Source organism: Paraburkholderia sp. BL18I3N2 (assembly GCF_003001875.1).
In the GTDB taxonomy this organism is placed as follows: Bacteria; Pseudomonadota; Gammaproteobacteria; order Burkholderiales; family Burkholderiaceae; genus Paraburkholderia; species Paraburkholderia phytofirmans.
Genome location: NZ_PVNC01000003.1, coordinates 587560 through 608853 on the forward strand (window position 1 = coordinate 587560; position 21294 = coordinate 608853).

The following is a 21294-nucleotide window of genomic DNA, read 5'->3' on the forward strand; positions in this document are numbered from 1 at the left end:
CGAGCAATACCGCAGTCAACAACCCGCCTTGCGGCTTGTCAGCCACGTGGGCGGACACCTCTGCTAGCCGGCCTTACTCGCCTGCATAAACTCGCGAAACTGCGTATGATGATACGTCCCCTCCCTGAGCCACTACGACTCGCCAGTCACTTTCGACCTGTTCGCCGATGCAGTGACTGCCGCAACAAAGCCTTCCTCGGTCGGCGGTTCTAGTACGCTCAACGAGAACTCTCCGCGCGGTTGAAGCGAAGACGCCGTGTATCGGCGTCTTCGCTGCTTTCCACGGCACACGCCGCAGTCGCGCAAGCGTGACACCTGTAGCGAGCTACCTCTTTCGCAATCACACAACCAAGCTTTGACGCCAGTTCACGCGCACAGAACCGGGCTCGCAATCTTCCGAGGTCCTACGCGTACTTCCGACTTCGATTGTCGAACGCTCGCTTTGTACCTTCCAAAACATCAACGACCACTCTGTTCATTTGTAACTCTTCGATAGCGCCGGCCTGATATGTAATCCGGCTCTGTCCTTCGCGGTCCATATCGCAGCAGATTATCTGCTCGGCGTCACAGGCCACTGCCAAGTTTGCGTTGTGCGTAATCATGATGACCTGACGATTTTGCTTCGCCTTATTGATGACATTCACCAAGAGCCGGAAGACAGTCTCGTTGTCCAGATTCTCTTCTGGCTGGTCCAGCACGATTGGAATCCGGTCGCGGTCTACCAACAGGTAGAAAATGAGAAGCAAAGCACCTCGCTGTCCAGGCGACAAGCGCTCAAGGGAGACACCGCTCATGCTCAACCCATACGCGAGCTGTACATATTCGAGTTGATAGAGGTAGTTGAATAGATTCTCTGGCTTCTTGTCGCTACGAAGGATGCTGTCCAAGCTCACTGGTCGCCGCTCACTGCCGCGAACATCCTCTGAAAGCGCTGTCTCAATGTCAGCAAGAAAGCGCTCCAAGCCGTCTTCGGTCGTCAAGTCATTCGCGCTTAGAATTCGATTCACGAGCGCCTTGGATTCACTCGACCCGACGAACGAACCCGCACTTTGCTTCACATAGTCAAAGATTCCTATTGCGAACGCCTCGAACGACAAATTAACCGAAAATTCTACGTGCAAGTGCTCACGAATATCTGCGTCACTGTCTACCAACTGTTGGACGGGCCGATACAGGGCTGCCCGAACCGCTGCAATCTCTTGAATAGCTCCAAGGATTTGCTTTGCCTGCGTAACGCGCGTGCGTCGCAGGTCATTAAGCTGCACCTCAAGCAAGGGTAGCGCCTCAAGCTCCCACCAAATCGACCAGAAAGTTCCTGGCGTTTCAGAGTCACCCAATAAATCAGACCAAGCGTCTTTCCACTGACTGTGCGCAAGTAACCCCTGTTGATACTGGCTGTTCGGCTCGTCGAGCTTGCCCTTCAACTCTGCGAGCTCTTTTTGAGTCGCTAATCGCGTGGCGTGGACCGAGGTTTCGCCCTCCGCTGCGAGAAGACCATTCAGTTCCGCATGGACCGTCTTGGTATCGACCTCGAGCTGCTCAATGGTGGAAAGGTCCACACCGAACTGGACAATCTGGTCAAAATGCATGCCCAACTCGCCCAGACTTGCGCTCATCTGCCTTTTGAAGTTGTCAACGCCTTCTGCGAACGATGACACCCGAGCTCGGACGTCTTCGATGCGTCTGAGTTTGAGACGCACCGCCTCAAGTTCCTGCTGCTTTTCGCTGATGTTCTTTTCAATTGCACCGAGCTTCTCGCCCACAACCGCAATCCGCAAATTGAGCTGCGTGACTGTGGGGTCGTCAGTGTTCGGGGGCGTTGGAAGAGTCGGCTCCTGGCCCTTCAACGTCCGGAGTTTTTCCATCAGCAAATCAAGCTGCCTCCGAAGATATTGAGCATGTTCGTGGCTCGCGCGTTCAGATAGCATTCCGATTCGTGAGCTCACGTGAGCCACTTCCTCCCGGCTACGTTGCAGCTTCTCATTGATGACAGATGTTCGAATTTCGATGAGCTCGTCGAGGGACCGGGCGCCCTCCCGCTCAGTGGGCGAAAGATGGGAGAAGATGACAGTTTGCAGTTCGCGTTGCAGGAGGTCGTCCTTGCCTTCGACGTGGTCATTGCAGAGCTCTTCGAAGTATCGTTGCGGCAGATATTTCACCCGCTCGACGGCAGTCGATTCCGTATCTGCCGACAACGACCGGAATTCCACGTCGCTCGCACCCTCAGCCCATTTGAGGCGACCTTCGAACGCGGCGGCCTTGTTATCTCGCGCGAGTCTGAATCTTGTCGGAGATAAAAATGAGAAGTGCTCGCTGTTTGGTGTATCGCCGAGGAAGCCGATAACGTCAGCCAGTGCGCTCTTACCACTGCCCTTCCGGCCGATAATTGCAACAAGGTCGTCGCTAAACCCAAGGTTCGTTTTATCAAACCATACGCCCGGTTCTTTGCTTTCCGTAAGTTTCCTGATTTCGATACCGCGTACGAATAGCTGCGGGTTCCTACGAACGAACTCCAGCTTCGGGGGCTCGGCGCCAATGTAAGACCGGTTGGCTGGTTCCTTACATGCCTGCAATAAGCCCGCGAACGTTGGTGCTGCTTTCAGCCAGGTGTTCTTTTCGCCTGGGAACTTGCCATAGTCGGAAAGCCGGTGCGCATCGCTACCGCGGACTGCGAGTTTCGGGTGCTGGATGGCCGCCTGAAAATCTTTGAAGAATTTCTGGTTATCCTCGGTCGAAATCCCGACGAACGCGTCGCGCGTCGGCAGGTGACTCACCTCAAAGATGGCCTCCATCGCCAGCAATTCGCGAGGGAAGTTATAGTGCTCTCGAAACTGAACCTTCTTCAGCCCGTCATTGGTGTCAAACGGAATCAACAAGATTGCGTCTTCGTGACCGAATGTCTTCAGCGCGTCACGAACCGAATCTGGGCTCACTTCAATCGTCTTCGAAGCAGCGATTAGCGCTGCAGCGTCGCTACCGAGAACTTTGTCCTTTGATAGTCCTAGGTCTGCGAGTCGGGCATCCGTAACTCGCGTCCGCCCGTACTCCACAAGATTCGCGTCGACGAGAGGCTTGTCAAAATTCGCTATCCGCAATTGTGCTTTAAACGCGTCTAATTGGTCATCCAGCAGCCGAGGATTCAAAAGAACATGCATGTTCAGCCGGAAGTCCCCCGGGGAAACCATCCGAAGCTCGATGCCGGGAAACAACGTCGGCCGCAGCTCTTCGGCACCAGGCTTGCGGAGGTAGGTGCGAAGAGCCTTGACGCCCTCGAAAGTCCAATAGTCCATCACACCGACGGCGACGCAATCGGACGCGTTCATTGCGGAGACCACGTCCTTCAAAAGTGCGTCCCGTTCAGCTTCGTCGTGGATGTCCCTCAGCCGCCTTCCATTCCACTCGTAAGACGCTGGAGTATGAATGTGCAGGTCCCACTTGCCCCACGTTGACCCTCGATACATAGATTTTCCTTTTAATTTATGAACAACTTTGTCTGTGCATAACGTCCTACAGGAGAGGGCCGAACGTACCGCCGCGAAGTTCTAATGGATAATAGGAGCCACCTAGCTTCCGTTTGAAGTCACGGTGCCCGCACTTCCACTCTGCTCCGACAATGAAGCATCCGCTCTGCGTAGCATCCGCGCCGAAATAAATGTTCCGTTGCCCGGTCCCTAGCCAAGCGATGCCCCTATTGTGGCCGGTCCCGGTCATCAAGAATCGCATACAACGCCCGTACTCTTCTCACGGTCGAACTACCTTGCCGGTCTCGGCAATCGCAGCAAGCACAATCTTCTGGTCGGCATACCACCGAACGAGACATTCGCGGTCATGACATTGCTGCTCACGGTAATTCCACTGAGCCCGGGTCTGCGCCTTAAACGCAACTGGGTCATCCACTGCCGCTTTTGCCTTGCCATAGATTGCCGCCAGTTGAACGTCGTCCGAAGCCAACTCGACATCACTGCAAATGATGCGCTCTGCATCGGAATGAGCCTTCGAGCAATCAAAGCTGGTCTGCTGGAAAGAAGCCGCCTGAGCCGAAGGCGCAGTATCTGTGACTGCCGATTCTCCCTCAACGGCGTTTGCCCCCTTTTTCTGCGCCCAGCTTGATAGCGGTGTCACACGAACGGGCAAGTCGGGCCACTGGTATGCCTTTATCGAGGGGGCGTCCGACGGTTTTACGGTTTGCTTGACGAGGGCAACGCCTTTGCCGGTCGTTTCATTGATGGCAAAAGCGGCTTGCTCGGTACTGCACTCATGTTCCTTGCAGCCTTCCGCGACGAGATAGCCGTCTTGCGGCTGGATACCCGATGAGTTGGTCACGGCAAGCCGTTCCGTGATTTGTTTCCAGTCGGCTCGCGAGATGCCGTTAAATGCAGAACGGAATCGTTTGTCATTCACGACATCAGAAGGATACTTACCAACAAGCCAGCTAAAGTCCGGAACCGGATGAACTGTATTCAGTGTCCTGGCAGTAGCGGCAGCCGGCACAACGCCATTCGAACCGACTGAGGTTGTGTCGGCTTGATGCGTCGCCAGTTCACCATTGCCATTCGACGCGAGGTGGTGAGGATAGACGATGATGGTGTAGATGACCGCCGCGGCGGTGACTGTTGCGGATGCCGCCGCCTTGAGGGCAACATAGTCATTACTCGAACGGATGGCTGGTCGCGGCGTGACCTCCACAGTTAGTTTGGATTGAAACCACTCGTGCGCCTCCTTGATGGCTTGAGAGGAAACGGCCTTCTTACGCATGAAACTGAAGGTCTTGTATCCACCGTAGGCAAACGCGAATCCAGTTAAAGCGAGCCCCACGGGCACGCTAAGCACAGCCATGAGGAAGCAACCCAACAGCGCAGCAAACAGAGGACCAACAAATCCAGGAGCACGCGGCCAAGCCCGCACCCTGGCCATCAAAGCGCTCGCGGCTGTCTGCAGCTCACCGCGAGGTCCTTGCGCAGCAGCACACTTGTGCTCCATCTCGTAGACCGCCAGCATCGCCTTTTCTTTTTCTGCGAGCGAGACCGTACCGATGTCTACGGCTAGCTTGATAGCTTTAGTTGTGAGCGCCAGGTCGTGCGCGAGCGTATTGAGAAACGGTTGAAACGCTTCGAGCTTGACCGCTTCGCTGATGTCATCGTCTTCGACATAAACACCATGGGAAATAAAATACTGTCGTAGGGCATTCGTTGTGCGTGACTGCACCTTGTAGACGAAGTCCTGCGTTGCCTGCTCTCTCTTTGATAGGTTCTCAGTATTCATATGTTCAGTACCGATGCTCTCAGACGTGCCGTGACCGTCCCGACGGCTCGAGTCCCTGCCCTTCAAATTTGTCGAATATCTGATTCCGGTTCCCGGAATGCTTGTGGTGATGCGGCCACGGGTGTTGTACGTGAAGCCCTTTCCACCAATGGATGTGCTGATTCCGCTCTTGCTGAGATTTATTCGGATACCGGGCGCAACCTTTATGCTTTTCCTGAAGCCCCAACCCATGCCGTCCCCCCAGTACCTTCGCCAGCGAACCAATGTCGCCTGTTCGGCAAGGAAATTTGCTGCCGGTTGCGCAGACGGCCGGACATCTACCGTGCCGACCCTCGTGCTGTTTTAGTCTTCGGCGTCAACGTTCCGAAAAGCGGTCTTCGTCGCATCCGACCAAGCCATTTCAAGACGCGTTCTGCTGCCTGCGTTTAGTTTGCGAAGACCCACTTCACGGGCCATCGCCGGCACCCCAGACTCTTCGTCATGCCCTGCCTGCATCATGTCGAACGCGAGTGCTCGGAGTTCGGAAAGAGAGATTTCATCGACTGACCGTGCAGTGCCATCAATGGGCCGCCGGAATTGAATCTGCATATCAGCAGGTTCACCTTTAGGTCGGAAAAACGTCCCCACATCCTCTGGGTCGCCGTTGAAGTGTTGCGACGCCAGCCGTACGACCCGGTCCTGGATTTTTGCGCCTGTCCGAACCCAGCCATGCGCCCGCGCAATGCGACGCGCCAGGACTTCGTCCCGAACCGGTCCTTCCACGCGTACGACGTGCTCAATCAAACGCAGAAGCGTTGGGTTATAGACGACGTCGAAGAACGCGTTGGCATCGACCGCGTATCCCTCAAGCGTCAAATCGACCTCCGTGAAGCGTCCCTCAATTAGCTTGCTAGAATGGGCAACGGCGGCGTTCCGGGCATAGGTAACAGGAAGTGTGGGAGCGTCCGCCGCTACTTCGACACCGCTCGATGGTTGGGTTGTCGCACCTGCCGACTGGTCCACTGGCTCAACCGGCATCGCCATTATGTCCGCGACAACCTGCTCCGCAAGGACTGTCGCCTCCTGCTCGGTCTGCGCTCGCTTCGCCCGCTGTCCGGCGAGCAACTCCTCGAGCTGACGATGAATCTTCTCGACGGTACCCTGCATGTCAATCCACCAATCGGTCGACCAGATACGCAAAATGTCCCAGCCTAGCCCACGTAAGACCTGCTCACGCAACTTGTCGCGGTCGCGGGCTGTTGCAGAACGATGATAGGTCGCACCATCACACTCAACGCCGGCAAGGTAACGTCCAGGTGCGTCCGGGTCGACTACACCGAGGTCAATGCGGAAAGCCGACACACCGACCTGCGGATGCAAAGTCCAGCCTCTATCGGTGAGCGCGTTCGATACAGCTTTTTCAAACGGGCTCTCGAAGTCTCCGACGCTACCTGTAACCGCTTCGCCAAGCGCGCGTGCGCCGCGGTCCGCAAACTCCAGAAAGTGCTTCAAGTCACGCACTCCGAGCGCCTGAGTTCTCGCCAAGTCCATCTGCTCTGGACGGAAACTACCGAAAACTCGCAGCTCCTGCCTCGCACGGGTAATGGCAACGTTCAGACGACGCTCCCCACCCTGCTGGTTCATCGGGCCGAAATTCATTGGCATGGTGCCGTCAACCCCCGGGCCGTAGGTGGTTGAAAAATACATGATGTCCCGCTCATCACCCTGCGCGCTCTCCAGGTTCTTTACAAACACGGGTTCAAGCTGCGTTTCCAGGAAGAAATGCTCAATGGATGGGTCTTTACGACGTTCTTCGTCGAGCAAGTCTTCGATGAGAGATTGCTGTTCAGAGTTGAACGTCACCACGCCGATGGTCAACCCACTGTCGCGGAAGCCGGGCGTTTTCATTTTGCCGACCAGGTCGGCCACCAGCGCTTTCGCTTCTGGCTTATTTGTTCGCGCCCCGCCGCGCTCGTATTGGCCATTGGCAACGTGATTGAAGCTGACGGCACGGTCGTTCGTAACCGGACTTGGGAACGTCACCAGGTCCCCGTCGTAATAACGATGATTCGAGAATGCAATCAGACTTTCATGGCGGCTACGATAGTGCCACGATAGCTTCATCGTCGGCAGGTTGGCGCCGATACACTCCTCAAGAATGCTCTCGAGCTCAGTCTCGACATCAGTGTCATCAATGTCCGATTCCGCGCGGTCGAAGAAACTTGTCGGTGGCAACTGTTTCGGGTCACCAACCATGATGACCTGTTTTGCACGCGCCATTGCGCCAATGGCGTCCCACACTGGAATCTGTGATGCCTCGTCGAAGATGACGACATCAAAGTTCGCCGTCTCGGCCGGCAGATATTGTGCAATCGACAGCGGGCTCATCAGAAGGCACGGCGTCAGGCGCATCACGGCGCTCGAAGCTTGAGACATCAACTCGCGAAGAGGCAGATGGCGAGTCTTCTTTTGCATTTCGTATCGCAGCACGCCCCATTCAGAGCCTCGTGAGACACGGTCAGGAGAGGGATGCCCGGCCGAAAGCTGTGCACGCACCCAGGCTTGTGTCAAGCCGATGAACCGTTCGTCAAGCTCCCGGAAATCGCGAATGCGTTTCTCGTGCTCTGCGGAAACAAAGGTGCGCAACACGTCGTCCACATCGACAACTGCATTCAACCACCAGCGACAATAGCAGGTCTCGAACGCTTCTTTTACGCGTCCGAGCTGGATTGCGCCCTGCTCAACGCCAGCGACGAGGGGAGCAAGCCCCAACGCAAGAGCCGCCGCGCGGGTCTTGCGCCACGCACACCAAGCATTCAGCCGATTCGAGCTAGCCAGGACGTCGCTTGCACGTCCGGCCAGTGCGGCAGGGAGAAGTGCACCCAGAGTCGTGACATCAGAGCTCGGCAAGCCGCTCGCGACCGTGAATTGCGTCACTGCCTGATTAAACGCCTGTAGTGCGTCGGCATACATACGCCCGGAACCCGCAATCGCGCCCGTCGGCTCAAGCAGAACATTGCTATCGCCCAACAGCAAAGCAATCGGGCTCTTTACCGCCACCAGTGCCTCAGGCGAATTTGCCATCAATGCGAGCGAGCCCGACAGCGCCTCGAAGAAATCAAGCGCTGGTTCGATTGCCTCCAGTTTTGTCTGCAAACCGTTCCAGAGTCCGCCGGTCTTCGCGGGGAGGTCATCAAACTCCTTGAGACGAACACCGAGCGCAACCAGCTCGCGCATCTTCTTGAGGTCCGCCGACGCGACGGCCCCCCCGCTGCCGCGTTCGATAACGCTGAAGCCCTCGTCCTGCCAATAACTGCTGGCCACTGCTGCTGCCAGCGCACCCTGAAAGACGACGTACGTCTTCGCGACAGCCAAATCCGTTTTATATCCAACCCATACGCCGTCTGTCTCTTCTTCGAGTCCTGAAAGGCGATTGATAACCTGGTCAATCTGACGAAGTTCTCTGATGCGAGCGAGGTCTTCACGCGCCGTCTCGCCACACTGCCCTCGGCTAACCGGGTCAAGGCCAACATCTTCCCAAACCGCCCGTACGCGAGCCTGTTCGAGGGCGGTTTGGAAACCAAGAGAAGCCCGCGCGACATCAAGCTCGGTCTTCAATCCCAGCCACGCGTTCGATGTCGGCAGCGATAGGTCGTCGAGCGTTTTGATTTCTTCCTGAAGTGATTCAATCTGCTTGAGACGTTCGATGTCACCGCCAATGTCTGGCTCGCCTCCGCCGGTTGACAGGTCCACGAGCTTCTTCGAAAGCGAGCGGCGGCGCATCGTGCTCATCGGCCAGGACGAATCCTGCAACTCCCGCCAATCGAGCTGGAGTTGCTGAACCGTTGCCGTCGAAATACCGTCTTTGTATTTGAGCGACAGTTGGTTAACCACGTCCTGGCGCTTTCGTAGCAGCTCAATTCCAGCGGAAAGCCGTGACCTTAGCGATTCGTTCCACGGCTGGGAAAGCTGCGAATGAAGTTCGTGATAACGAGTGAGCTGAACGATACCTTGTCGCACATCCTCCAAAACTTGGTTGCCCCGCGGCGCTGAAAGTGAAGCGTGCAGCTCGCGGTGTCGTTCGACCAATGGTTTCGCAACGCGCAGGTTATCTGCAATTGTTTTTGCATCCGGACGCAGAACGAACTGCCAATCGTGCCCAGACGCTGACGGTAAAGTCGCAGCCAGGAGACGCAGGCCTTCCCTAACACGCGCGTCGAAAACAGATGACGGCAGACCGACGGCCGCACGCAGTTGCTCAGTTGCTGCTTCAAAACGAGCTACCACTGGGCCAATAGCGCGTGCCGAATCGAGCAACGCGGCTTGCCAAAGCGGCGACCATTCGGTTTGAACCACGTGAGCGAGCGGACTGGACGTCAGCTGCCCCTCTCCCATCACTTTCGCGTGAACATCTAGCAGCTCGGCCGTCTCGCGCAGCGTTCGCATGGCCACTGAATCGTGAACCCGAGCGGACGGCCATGACACCTGCAGGACGGGCAAGTCAAGCCCGGCGACAACGCGACCGATGGCCTCATATACGCTCAGCCCGTTCGGGTACCTCAGATGCAGACGTTCAACATACCCATTCAACTGGTTGCGCAATCCCTCCAGTCGAGCGGCTTCCGCATGCCATTCGTCGGGTTCCATGGCCGCGGCGGAATCCCACGAAGTGCGGAGCTGCTCGAGCACTTCAGTCTTACGTGCTTTGCTGGAATGCATTTCGAGACAGAAATTGCCAAGACCAACATCGGCGAGGCGCCGGTACACGACATCGAGTGCTGCCATCTTCTCTGAAACGAATAGCACACGCTTCCTTTCCGCCAGACACTGCGCAATCAGATTCGAGATGGTCTGGCTCTTCCCGGTTCCCGGGGGCCCAATTAGGACGAAGTCTTTTCCTTTGCTTCCCGCCACGACCGCGGAAAGCTGCGACGAATCGGCCGGCAATGGGCAGAAGGTGTTCTTCACCGGGAGTTCTACGTCGAGCCTCCTAGCGTCAGGAAACTCAATCGTGCTCTCATAGGAATCGCGCGGCGTTTCAATGAGGTGCCGCACGACCGCATTCTGTTTGAGCTGCTCGGTTCGCTCAGTCAAGTCCTTCCACATCAAATACTTCGCGAACGAGAACGTCGCGAGAACGACTTCTTCGACTACCTCCCAACCCTTGATGTCCTTGACTGCACTGGATATGGTTTTCCAGATTCCCGCGACATCCAAGCCCGAATCATCCTTCGGCAGCTCGGTGTCTTGGATACCCAGCTCCAGTTCGAAATCCTGGCGAAGCATTTCAATCAGCGTCGGATTGAAGCGCGGTTCGTCATCGTGCAAAGTCAGGCTGAACCCCGAGCGCGCGCTTCGCCGCTCAAGCGACACAGGTACTAGAATGAGTGGCGCGCGATACTTCTTGTCGTCCTTCGCTTCACGTGTCCAGGAAAGAAAGCCCAGCGCCAGATACAAGGTGTTGGAACCACCCTCCTGCAGGTTTGTGCGTGAGGTCCGAAAGAGCTCGACCAGCCGAGCATCCATCTCGTCTTGCGAGAGTCCGACGAAAACTTCTTTTCGCTTCAATGCGTCAATCGCATGGGAACGACGAATGTTTTCGCGCTCCCGAGCTTCATGAATTGCCTGGCTACGCGGGTCGTCGCCGTCCATAAGGTCGGGACGCGTGAGCAGCTTGATGGCGTGCCCCTCCGACAGAATATCTTCCAGTTGGCCGGGGTCCGGCGCTTCTAGCTTCAGCGATTTCTTGCCGGCCTTGAAACTGAGCAGATTATTGCGAAGCGACAGGTCGAGGAGTTTCCGTTGCCAACGGGTCAGCCGGTCCTCCGGGCGTTCGACAGCCTTATCTTCCGAGGAGCGTTCCAGTTCTTCTGGCAATTCCGGAGCGCCCTCGAACCCTCTCTCGAGATTGACTTCTTCCGTCCCGACAGTCCCACGTTCAATCGCCTGCTCGCTGGCAAGCGGCTTGATACGCTGCATTCGCGCGCGGCGGATGTCGATAGCCAAATGGAATTTTCGCTCCGCCTCTTCGGAAATCTGCTCCTCGCCGTTCGCAATAGCAAAGCTGAATGCCGGATGGGGGCGATGCGTGAGCATCGTCGACTCAAACAGCACCAACTCCTTCAATTTCACACGTTTCCGGAGCGCCGTAACATCGTCGATAACGGACGTCGAGAATTCTTCGCGTTTGAGCCAGACGCCTGGGAATGCGTGTCCATCCGTGAAAATGAGCACAGCGTTGAGACCGGCCTGTTCGAGCGCGGCACACACAAACAAAGCGAGGTCGAGACAGGTCCCAAGGCCCGAGTCGGCTATCTGGCTGGGGCTACGCACCTTCTGCCCGGACTGTTCGAAACTTGCCGGCGGCACCGCATAGTCAATGCCCATCGAGCCGATGGCATTCCAGATGGCGGATGCCAATTCCCAAGCTCGCTTTGCACCTTCCTGATACCCGTTGATAGCCCCTGACTTGCCTGCTTTGTGAAGGACGTCCGCGGCCTTCTTCAAGACCCGCTCCACCGCCTGTTCGTTCGGCTGAATGAATGCCGCGACCATATCGGGGAGAGCCGATAAACCGCCCCACTGGTTACGTGGCAATAATTCGACGGTTGTCTCGGATGAAGCAAGTTCAATGGGATTTTCCAACCCCGCCGTCAGCTTGAAAGTGATGAGTGCCCTTTCCGACTCGGTCAGTCGGCCGAGAAGCGCTCCGTCCAGCGACAGGTCGAGGTCGCTAATGCGTATATCTTTTCCGGTCGCGATGTGGTCTAGGTGCCACGTCTTCGGCTTGAAAAATGACGGCTCGGAGGATGCGATAAGCCTCAACTCCTTGACGTCATCGGTCGTCTCGTTGGTAAGCGAAAGTTCGTGGACAACCGGAATGGCATTCTGGAAATCGGCCAGATTTATTTTGCCAGCGAGCGTAGCTTTAATCTGCACGCAACGTGGCTCCTCCGGCGTTTCCGCCGGCTCAACAATAGTCTCGTCCATCTGGCCCCCAAAGCCTTTCGCTTGTACGTCTTCTCTCAATTTGATTATGCCGCCGACCTACCACGTTCCATCCGCCGAAAAGGCAGTGAGAATACAGGCTCTTTGAGGAATGAACGTATGCCCTTACCGCGACGGTCGCGCCCCGCCACATAATCTCACAACGACATGGTGGAGAGTGATAGTGCGCGCCAAATATTCACAGAGCCATCGGCGAGAAGCGTGGGGCTTTAAACGCGCTGAATGCTGGCGGACCGGGTATCAGAAAATCGAATGGCAGCGGATGGCAAACGATTGCGAGCATCGGGACAGCCGCAGGCGACCTCAGGGACGCTGGCTTTATGCATAACGCATAGACCACAGACCTTATCGTAGAAAGGCCCGGACTGTGCGCCCGAGCGAGGACTGATTCATGAGCGTTCCACTAGTAGGCTGCGGGGGCTGGCAGGCCACACGCACCCTGCTCGTTCCGCGCGGTGACTTATTCGAAGCTGCTTTCGTCTTGACCGCACTTGGTTCGCCGGTCTGCTTGAACATCTTGCCCATCAAACCCTGAACCACGCCGTCGGCATTCGGAAACTGATGTAACACGGAATTCTTCCAGTGCCCGGATGCGATAAGACCGCCGCTCGGCGCCTTGTAGAAGCGAATGTCCATAGCGCGCAGATACATGATGATGTCCCAGTACCAACTGTCGGTGTAGGTGACGTTCATGTCCGCTTTGTCGCATGCGCGTGCAACCGATACCGATACACCATAATTTTCCCGTTGCGCTGAATTGCTGCATCCATGTCGGCGGACCTGCCACCGTGGGCGGTGAAGCACGCTGATGTCATCGGCAAGCCTTTCGCCTGCGGAGCAGCAGTGACACTTTGAGTTGCGGAGCACCCAGGAAGAACGGCCAGCGTCGACACAGCGGCGACAAGCGATACCAGAGTGCGCATTTTATTTTTTCCTGTGTGAATGCAAGACGGCACTCTGAATATCGCCGTCTACGTCACGAACTTGAGCAAGCGGAAGGAACACCATCCGGCCGTCGTTAGGCGGAATGCGCACCATCACACGCTTCGCGTCACACTGCGCCTGCGCTCGATTGCCCCCATGGCATGCAGCCAATATGCGCCCAGCGCGTTAAAAATAACCGTGCCACTTTCAATGTTCTTCGCGTCCATAGGCCCCGCCCTGGATGACAAGCACATAGCGCACCGTATCCGTCGGAACGTTTCTCCCGCGCAGTCCCGCTTCGAGAGCTTTCGGCGCTTAGCCGTCTGTCAGGAAGGCTCCAAAAGCCAGTTTCTCGAAAGTAATGAGACGAGGCTAGGTACACCGCCATGGGGGCTCGACACCTCCTCGCAGCATCCGCCAAGACTCTTCCACCACGCCGATGTCCTTCAACAGGTCGAAGGTAGCATCCGCGATGCCACCACACTGGGTGACCAGTGTTTTAACGGCAGTCTCGGAAGGCTCGATTGACATGCTGTACAGCATATCCACGAACAGTTGAGCGTTGAACTGGGCGCCCGCATATCGGACGGCCGCATCACTTGCGCGTAAGAGCGCAACGTCTTCCGACGGCCATCGCTCCCGCCACGTCCACTCTCGCCGTAGAGCCACGACCGTAGGCTTGCTTACAGCTCGGGCCGGTGTCGAGGCTTTCGCGGGATGCACAGGCGGTTCCGGCCGCGCCGGCGGCCAGAGGCTCCCGTGAACAACGGAAAATGCGTCGCCGTTACGCTCGAGAAATCCGCATTTCGCAAGATACCCGAGGAAAAGTCTCAGCGCCGCCGACACCTGATGCCGGACCAGTTCCGAGGTGCCGAATCTGCCACTGACCCAGTCGTAAACATGCGACAGAGAAAACCGCTTCGTCTCTTCACGACCGCCGATGGGGTCATAGATGAACCGGACAAAGATAGCGCCTTGCCATACATCAATGGGAAAGGGTATGGCCTGCGCTCCTTCCCGGACAGATACCTGCAGATGCCGTGGCCAGCGTGCACCGTTTGCCAGCCCGAGCACGATGCGCAATTCAAGACGCTTTATCTCATCCGGTAGAGCCTGATACCGCGCGTTAGCCTCGTCGGCCTTGCTCGGCTGCTTCGGCGGTTCAGGCTGGTGACGCGGGACACCTGCGACCTCGCTTCTTTTGCGCGCAATCCAGGCTTGGTATTCTGCAAGCAGTTCCGCCTCGATTTCAGCGTAGGCGCTGTTGCTGACCCAGCTGCGATTGGTCCCGCATTCGAGTACGTGCCATGCGAGCTCCTGCAGTGTGAGCGACTCCTCCAACAGTGGGAGCAGGTCAATCTCGATGCACGGCACGCGGCGCGCACGAAGATACTTCGCTTTCTCCGGTTCAACCTCGTGTCGGACTTTCACTTCGACGATGACCTCGGTCCTGTCGTCCAGATGTCCCGCGACATCGGCGATGTACGTTCCGATGCGCGACTCCGCGCGAGCTTCGCTCAATCGCCAAACTTTCTCCGGCAGCTCAACGGTCATCGAGCGCTCGAAGAGACCGAACCTCGGGTGCAGTCTTTTGAAATTGACCAAGAGCGGTGGAAGCGCGACAGCGCGATGCTCGAGTATCAGACATTTCGCAGCAAGGTGCAGAGCGGTCTCTGGGCCACCGACACACTCGGCTCCGGACGCGTGCGAGAAATACCACGCCCGAATTTGCCCCTGCTTTGCTAAAAGGCGGCCGCCGCACCCCGGACAAACGCAACCGCACGCTAGGCCCTGAGGCACTGAGTGTATGTCGACAAGCCCGCCTTGACGGTCGAGCGCAAAAACGATGCGGTGGATGCATAAAGTCCGATGCAGGTCTCGTTGACTGAATGGCTGCCGATTCTAACTGTTCCGTCGGGTGGCTTGATAGGCGGACCGAACGGTTGCTCCTGGCCGGGTCCACGAATGCGTGCGCCTGAATACGGGGGGAGACGATGACGCAAAGCTTATTTTCATTCGCACATTTGCGAGCTCACGCTGACGAATTCGTCGAGACCGCCCACGTCAATCGCGGTGTCATAGTCACCACAGCCAACGGTGACTCAACGACGCACTGCAAATGTGCGCTCTTTCGAGTCTATTCATCGTGCGGTTACGTTCTCTGGGACATACGATTCGAGCGCAGACGTTAATTCTCAGGCGCATGCGGTACGCCGACGCCGGTAATGCCGTGTTACCAATCTCGCACTGCCGTTTCACATGTGTCCAATTTCGCCTCCTACACTCCGAGCCATAGTCAGTGACATTGCACTCAATGTGCGAGGAGTAGCGAAGATGAACAAGAAAATTCTCGGCGCAGCGCTCGGTGTGGCAGTACTGGCAGCATCATCGGCAGCATCGGCACACGTCGACGTCGCCATCGGATTGGGCATCCCCGGAGTCGTATATGCGCCGGCAGAGCCAGTGTACGCACCGCCGCCTCCCGTCGTGTATGCTCCCGCACCTGTTGCCGTTGCGTATGGCGGTGACGACTGGCGAGCCCGCGAATGGCGCGAACGTCGCGAGTGGCGTGAACGTGAATGGCGCCGCCAGGAATGGCGTCAGCACGAGTGGCGTGAGCGCGGTCGCTGGGGTGGCTATTGAAACGACGCCGGAACGACCCACGTCCCCAAAATGCAATCTCAGAGCACTTTCGAATGAAAGCTAGCCCGTTAAAAATAGCCTTGATTGCAACGACGCTGGCCTTGGCAACGATAGGAACGTCGAACGCCGCCGGCTGCCTCAAAGGCGCGGTCGTCGGCGGAGTGGCCGGTCACTATGCTGGACACCACGCGGTCGTCGGTGCAGTTGGCGGCTGCGTGGTCGGCAGACACCTTGCGAAGCAGCACGCTCAACAGCAAGCCGCACACCGTCAGGCAGCACAGGCGCAATAAAAAGCCGTCGGCTTGACGTCTCGGTGGAATCAGATAATCGCTCTTCCACGGGTACCTGACAACTACGTTTAGGTCGTCAAGTCAGTACCAGACTCGACTGCCGCCCCCGGAGTGGGCACGGCAGCAGTCTTGCGCGGCGCATTCTTTGCAGACGCTTTCTTGACTGCACCCGGCACCGTGCTCTTCGCTACTGCTTTCTTAGCCCGCACTTCGCGCTCACGGCCTTCTTGGCAGCAGTTTTCTTTGCCGCCGGAGCGTTCTTCGCAACAGCCTTCGTGACCGCCGGTTTTGCGTCGACCGCCACGGCACCGTCAATGAGGAACCGCGTCCGGTCTTTGGAACCAGACAGCCACGTCGGAGCCGGACCGCGCCCGCCCCAAGTTGCACCGGACTTCGGGTCACGGTAAAGCGCCGGTTGCGGACCTTTCCGCTGCCCCTTGCCCGCAGTCGCACTGACCGACCTCGACGTCTTTTTGACCGCAGTCCTTGACTTGCTCGCACCACCCACGCTCGTCGCAGCGGTCGCTTCAGCACCATCTGCAATCAGGAATTTGCTGCGGTCCTTGACGTTAGCAAGCCAAGCCGGCGGACGGGCATGACTGTCGCGCGACTCCTCGCAGTTGCTCTCGCTAGCATCAACGTTGGGGACTCTTCCCCTTTCCCGTTGACGCCTCCTTAAATCCGGAAGATAGCATTGCAAGAGTGACTTTTTCGAATTTGGCCAGCAGCGCACTTTGAGCGTCCCGCAGGGTCGCGGAGAGGTGCGCGTTCACTGCTCGCTCAATCAGACACTCGGGACGGTCTTCCGACACGAGGTGGGAAAACAAGGGGGGCTCGCCCACCGCCCGATAGACGTCCAGCAGCGTAATTTCCTCAAGCGGCGTGGCCAGGACCCAGCCGCCGCCGTGCCCCTTTTCCGACTGCACGTATCCAGCATCCCGCAATCCGCCAAACATACGCCGAACTACAACCGCGTTCGTGGCGAGCATTTCCGCCAGCGCCTCCGACGTCAGTGGCCCATCGGCGCGTTCCATGTGAATCAACGCGTGCAGCGTCCGCGACATCCGGCTATCAGTCCTCATCCAGGTCGCCCCATTTCATGAAACACGTGAAGTTGCGTAACAGCATACCACACGGGTATCATGCAACTTGATGTGTTACTTGTATTCCTCGAGCAGGACTGCTGCGGTCACAAGCGGTGCTGTCCACCTGGCCTCACAATGGGAGAATCGTCGTGCGTTCGCAATTTGATGTCATCGTTGTCGGCGGGAGCTTTGCCGGATTGTCTGCCGCCATGCAACTTGCGCGGGCAAGACGCCGTGTGCTTGTCGTCGACGGAAGAAAGCCTCGCAACCGATTTACCGCCCATTCACATGGTTTCTTCGGGCAGGATGGCAACAGCCCGGCGGAAATTATTGGCGAAGCAACGGCCCAGTTGGGCCGGTATCCGACCGTCGATATCGTGACGACTGAAGCAGATACCGCCATGCGAGCCGATGGTAGTTTCGTCGTCACGCTAACCGACGGACGGTCGTTCGATGCGGACAGGATAGTGCTTGCAACGGGCGTGCGGGATGAGCTGCCCCCGTTGCCGGGGCTTGAAGAGCGCTGGGGCGTCAGCGTGCTTCACTGTCCGTATTGCCACGGATATGAAGTTGCCGACAAAAGGCTCGGCGTCCTTGCGACGAACGCGTTGTCAATCCATCAGGCGTTACTGATACCCGATTGGGGGCCAACGACGTGGTTCACGCAAGGCATCGCGGAAGCAACATCGCAAGAGGCGGCGCTCCTTGCTGCGCGCAACGTGCGAGTTGAGCGTGCCCCAGTCGTGGAAGTCCTCGGAAATGCGCCGGAAATTGCGGGAGTGCGTCTTGCCGATGGCCGGGTCGTCGCAATCGACGCCCTGTTCGTCGGCCCACACACTCACATGGCCAGCAATCTCGCGTTGCAGCTCGGATGCGAATTCGACGATGGACCAGTGGGGTCGACGATTCGAGTCAACGAGTCGAAGCAGACTAGCATTCCGGGAGTCTTCGCGGCAGGTGATGCTGCTAGTGCGTGGACGAACGCGACGTTCGCTGCTGCTGCAGGAGTTGCCGCCGGCGTTGCTGCTCACCGGTCGCTCATCTTTGGGTTGTAACGCTCTGCCACACGCGTAAGCAGTGCGGGCGTTTGCACTTGCGTATCTGGATTCATCTACCGCATGGTGAACGTTCAGCCACTGACCAGGTACGCCGCGCGATGCGCCGACGCGAGTAATGCCGTGTTACCCATCTCGCACCGTCGTTTCACAAGTGTCCGACGCCGCCTCCTACACTCCGAAGCGTAGTCACTCACATTGCACTCGAATGTGCGAGGAGTAGCGAAGATGAACAAGAAGATTCTTGGCGCAGTACTCGGTCTGGCAGTACTGGCAGCATCAACGGCAGCATCGGCACACGTCGACGTCGTCATCGGATTGGGCATCCCTGGAGCCGTGTATGCGCCGGCAGAGCCAGTGTACGCACCGCCGTCTCCCGTCGTGTACGCTCCCGCACCGGTCGCCGTCGCTTACGGTGGTGACGACGACTGGCGAGCCCGCGATTGCCGCGAACGCCGCGAGTGGCGTGAACATGAATGGCGCCGTCAGGAATGGCGTGAGCACGAGTGGCGCGAGCGTCGTGATTGGCGCGGGTATTGAATCGACGCCGGAAGGCGCCACATCGACCAATCCAATCTCCGAGTATCGTCGAATGAAAGCTAGCCCGATAAGAACCGCCTTGATTGCAACGACGCTGGTCTTCGCGACAGCAGGCACGGCAAACGCCGCAGGTTGCATCAAGGGCGCGGTGGTCGGCGGGGTCGCTGGGCATTACGCGCGGCACCGCGCTGTAGTTGGCGCGGTCGGTGGCTGCATGGTCGGCAGACACCTTGCGAAGCAGCACCCTCAACAACAAGCCGAGCAGCAAGCACAACAGCAGGCTGCGCAACGTCAGGCAGCACAGCCCCAATAAGTCGTCGTCGGCTTGGCGTACCGGTGGAAACAGAAAATCGCTGGTCCACCGGGCACCTGACAACTACGTTTAGGTCGTCAACTCGGCGTCAGATTCGACTGAGGCCACCGGAGCGGGCACGGCCACGCTACGCGGCGCTCTTTTTCCAGGCGCCTTCGTAGCCGGCAACTTCCCGCTCACGGCCTCCCTGGCAATCACCTTCTTCACAGCAACCTTCTTCGTCGGTGCGCTCTTTGTCGCTGCGACCTTCTTGACGACGGCATTCTTGGCAACTGTCTTTTTGGCCGCCGCGCTGGCGCCAACAATTAGAAACTTGCCGCTGATTAGCGATATCGAGTATTCGACTGCTGGTGCCGGTCACCGTGTCCCGACAGCGTGTTATCCCCAGAGTTGATGGTAACTCCCCGAGGACATCGGCCGACATGCAATAGAATGGGACTACTTGTCAGGCATTTCAGGCTCCGCTAACCGGCAGCCGTGTCGGCAAAGCAGCGCGAACTCATTCGGTGTCAGTTTGTCTCTGACGAATTTCCGGACCCGTTCAAACTCATCGAGTTCCTTAATATCCCTAATCATGAAACACTCAGACGCTGTTGCGGACGAAGTCGGCGAAGGGAAACCCCCGTCTGCAGCAACAGTTTGCCCAATCGATGTCTGCGGCGATTGTTCACCTGGTAGAGTTGATACGCCGGCTGGGACTGTCGGTGCATGTTGACTAGGGCCGGAAGGCGAGCCCACGGCTTGCCGAGCCGACGGGGGAGCGTCAAAGGGTGAGACCGTCGAGCACACCTCCCAAAGTGCCTCAAAGAGGCGCTTTCTGTTTACTATGTCTTCCCGCGTCACTTCCCCCGCCATCACGCGCAACGCGCCCTGATTATTAAAATCTCCTTCGAAAAGCAGCACTTTCTTTTTGCCCAAGTAAAATGCGCCAAAATACGTGCGCTGAAGGTTCTCCGCACTGACGCCTGACTGTTGAAGCGCATAGTGAAATTTTTCGAGCTTTTCTGAATTTTCGCCAGACGCCTCAAGGACTTCCTTTGTCAGATACCTAAACTCGACTGAACCAGCCGTGCCGGGCGTGTCAGAATCTTCATCTGGAAAAGGACCTGTATTCCCCACACATATTGAGGCGCGTTGCAGACCAATTACAGCTTGGGCATGCCGGCACTCTGCCGAGCGCGGCATAGCCAAATCATAACCAGAGAGATTGAATATACGGCGGACGCTGACTCCTTTCCTTGCAATCATGAATGTCGTCGCCTGTATGTATTCATCGTTCGGGTCGTCGTTGTACAGCCGAACGTTTGCGAGTGAGTCATACCGGTCACCGAGCGAGAGGCTTCGAATCTGGGCTTTCAGCAGATGCCGGTACTGTACATAACGGTCTGGAGGTGTGAAGCAGACCAGGCAGTCTCCATGTCGATGTAGCGCACTGATGAGTCGAGCCATTTGTCCGGCGACATCCGAAACGAAGCAATCGGTTGTCCAGGCCAAAAAACTCATGATATGCCGGACCTCCGTTGTGGGTTTTGCTTCGGATAGCCTCCTAATCTCGTCCATGTTACTGATTGCTTGCAGCAGATTGCGTACGATGTAGTGGTACTTGTCGCCCGAAAATAGTAAGGGCAGAGCTCCTTGGATGACCTCGAAAGGTTCTGTGCGGATAACCTGCCCGTGGGCCATCACTTCGAGCATCTTCAAATGTTCGTCATATTCAACTTCTTTCTTGAACTTGCCAACAGATAGGGTGTAAACCTCAACGCCAATGCCTACAACGCCTGCAATCATGAGCGCCATTCCAAACTCGTGCAAAAGGTGCTGAAAAGGCACGGTCCATGCCCAGCTCGACGTTTCGGCATACGTTGAAAACAGCCCTAGCAGAATAAGAGCGAGTGCAACGGCCAATCCACGGCTGCGGTAGACGAACCATTTCCTGAAGAGTTCTTCCTTGGTGAAAGGCTGGGGATAAACCCGGCCCTTTGGCGGCGCGTCAGCTTTCAAAGCGGGGGCGGCATCCGTTCTCGCCAGCCCGTTTCTCATCCACAGTGGCATCCGCATGGCTACTCCTCGTTGCCGACTTATGCGCCGCGCATTATGTTAGCGTAGGTGGTCTAAAGAGACGGGGCTAAATAGCGTAAACCCTTGAACTGGAAAAAATGGGATTCGTCCGGTGGAATAACCGGAACCTGCGGGAC

General features: G+C 57.2%; 13 protein-coding genes and 1 pseudogene. 5 read left to right on the forward strand and 9 right to left on the reverse strand.

All coding sequences use genetic code 11. From position 1 onward, the window contains the following. Positions 1-404 precede the first annotated feature (404 nt). The 6 genes and pseudogenes from B0G75_RS12355 to B0G75_RS42010 all read right to left on the reverse strand — a co-directional run. The gene (locus B0G75_RS12355) at positions 405-3461 is read right to left on the reverse strand and encodes a TrlF family AAA-like ATPase (RefSeq protein WP_106305160.1); all 3057 of its coding nucleotides are present in this window, start codon (positions 3459-3461) and stop codon (positions 405-407) included. 280 nt (positions 3462-3741) lie between these two features. Next, entirely contained in the window at positions 3742-5493 is a 1752-nt protein-coding gene (locus B0G75_RS12360; protein ID WP_106305163.1) for a DUF4236 domain-containing protein, read from the reverse strand. A 111-nt stretch (positions 5494-5604) separates the two neighbouring features. Next, positions 5605-12231: a DUF3320 domain-containing protein gene (locus B0G75_RS12365; RefSeq protein WP_106305166.1), complete on the reverse strand. Its 6627-nt coding sequence runs from the start codon at positions 12229-12231 to the stop codon at positions 5605-5607. A gap of 363 nt (positions 12232-12594) precedes the next feature. After that, a complete protein-coding gene (locus B0G75_RS12370; RefSeq protein WP_106305169.1) occupies positions 12595-12942 on the reverse strand; it encodes a hypothetical protein in 348 nt (115 codons plus the stop codon). Positions 12943-13545: 603 nt separating this feature from the next. Next, the gene (locus B0G75_RS12375; RefSeq protein ID WP_106305172.1) at positions 13546-14727 is read right to left on the reverse strand and encodes a hypothetical protein; all 1182 of its coding nucleotides are present in this window, start codon (positions 14725-14727) and stop codon (positions 13546-13548) included. A gap of 96 nt (positions 14728-14823) precedes the next feature. Continuing rightward, a pseudogene (locus tag B0G75_RS42010) lies at positions 14824-14973 on the reverse strand (competence protein CoiA family protein); the annotation flags it as partial. 534 nt (positions 14974-15507) lie between these two features. Between B0G75_RS42010 and B0G75_RS12380 the strand changes: the two are divergent. Then, positions 15508-15816 carry a hypothetical protein gene (locus B0G75_RS12380; RefSeq protein WP_106305175.1) on the forward strand — a complete coding sequence of 103 codons (309 nt, stop codon included), beginning with the start codon at positions 15508-15510 and terminating at the stop codon, positions 15814-15816. 53 nt (positions 15817-15869) lie between these two features. Further along, the gene (locus tag B0G75_RS41260) at positions 15870-16106 is read left to right on the forward strand and encodes a hypothetical protein (protein ID WP_106305178.1); all 237 of its coding nucleotides are present in this window, start codon (positions 15870-15872) and stop codon (positions 16104-16106) included. 187 nt (positions 16107-16293) lie between these two features. On the opposite strand, the gene B0G75_RS41850 is transcribed toward B0G75_RS41260, so the two are convergent. Together B0G75_RS41850 and B0G75_RS12395 are read right to left on the reverse strand one after the other, a co-directional pair. Next, positions 16294-16839, reverse strand: coding sequence for an H-NS family nucleoid-associated regulatory protein (locus B0G75_RS41850; protein ID WP_308705799.1), 546 nt, complete (start codon positions 16837-16839; stop codon positions 16294-16296). Beyond that, positions 16742-17188, reverse strand: coding sequence for an Rrf2 family transcriptional regulator (locus tag B0G75_RS12395; RefSeq protein WP_106305182.1), 447 nt, complete (start codon positions 17186-17188; stop codon positions 16742-16744). The genes B0G75_RS41850 and B0G75_RS12395 overlap by 98 nt, the downstream gene beginning before the upstream one ends. 152 nt (positions 17189-17340) lie before the next feature. Between B0G75_RS12395 and B0G75_RS12400 the strand changes: the two genes are divergently transcribed. The 3 genes from B0G75_RS12400 to B0G75_RS12410 all read left to right on the forward strand — a co-directional run bounded on the left by B0G75_RS12400 (position 17341) and on the right by B0G75_RS12410 (position 19099). Beyond that, complete coding sequence (locus B0G75_RS12400; protein ID WP_106305685.1) at positions 17341-18246, forward strand: NAD(P)/FAD-dependent oxidoreductase; 906 nt, start codon at positions 17341-17343, stop codon at positions 18244-18246. A gap of 228 nt (positions 18247-18474) precedes the next feature. Further along, on the forward strand, positions 18475-18786 hold the full coding sequence (locus B0G75_RS12405) for a hypothetical protein (RefSeq protein WP_106305185.1): 312 nt from the start codon (positions 18475-18477) through the stop codon (positions 18784-18786). A gap of 52 nt (positions 18787-18838) precedes the next feature. Continuing rightward, positions 18839-19099: a hypothetical protein gene (locus B0G75_RS12410; protein ID WP_106305189.1), complete on the forward strand. Its 261-nt coding sequence runs from the start codon at positions 18839-18841 to the stop codon at positions 19097-19099. Between the two features lie 438 nt (positions 19100-19537). Here the strand turns inward: B0G75_RS12410 and B0G75_RS12415 are convergent, their stop codons facing one another. Further along, on the reverse strand, positions 19538-21157 hold the full coding sequence (locus tag B0G75_RS12415) for a hypothetical protein (protein WP_106305192.1): 1620 nt from the start codon (positions 21155-21157) through the stop codon (positions 19538-19540). Between the last annotated feature and the right edge of the window lie 137 nt (positions 21158-21294).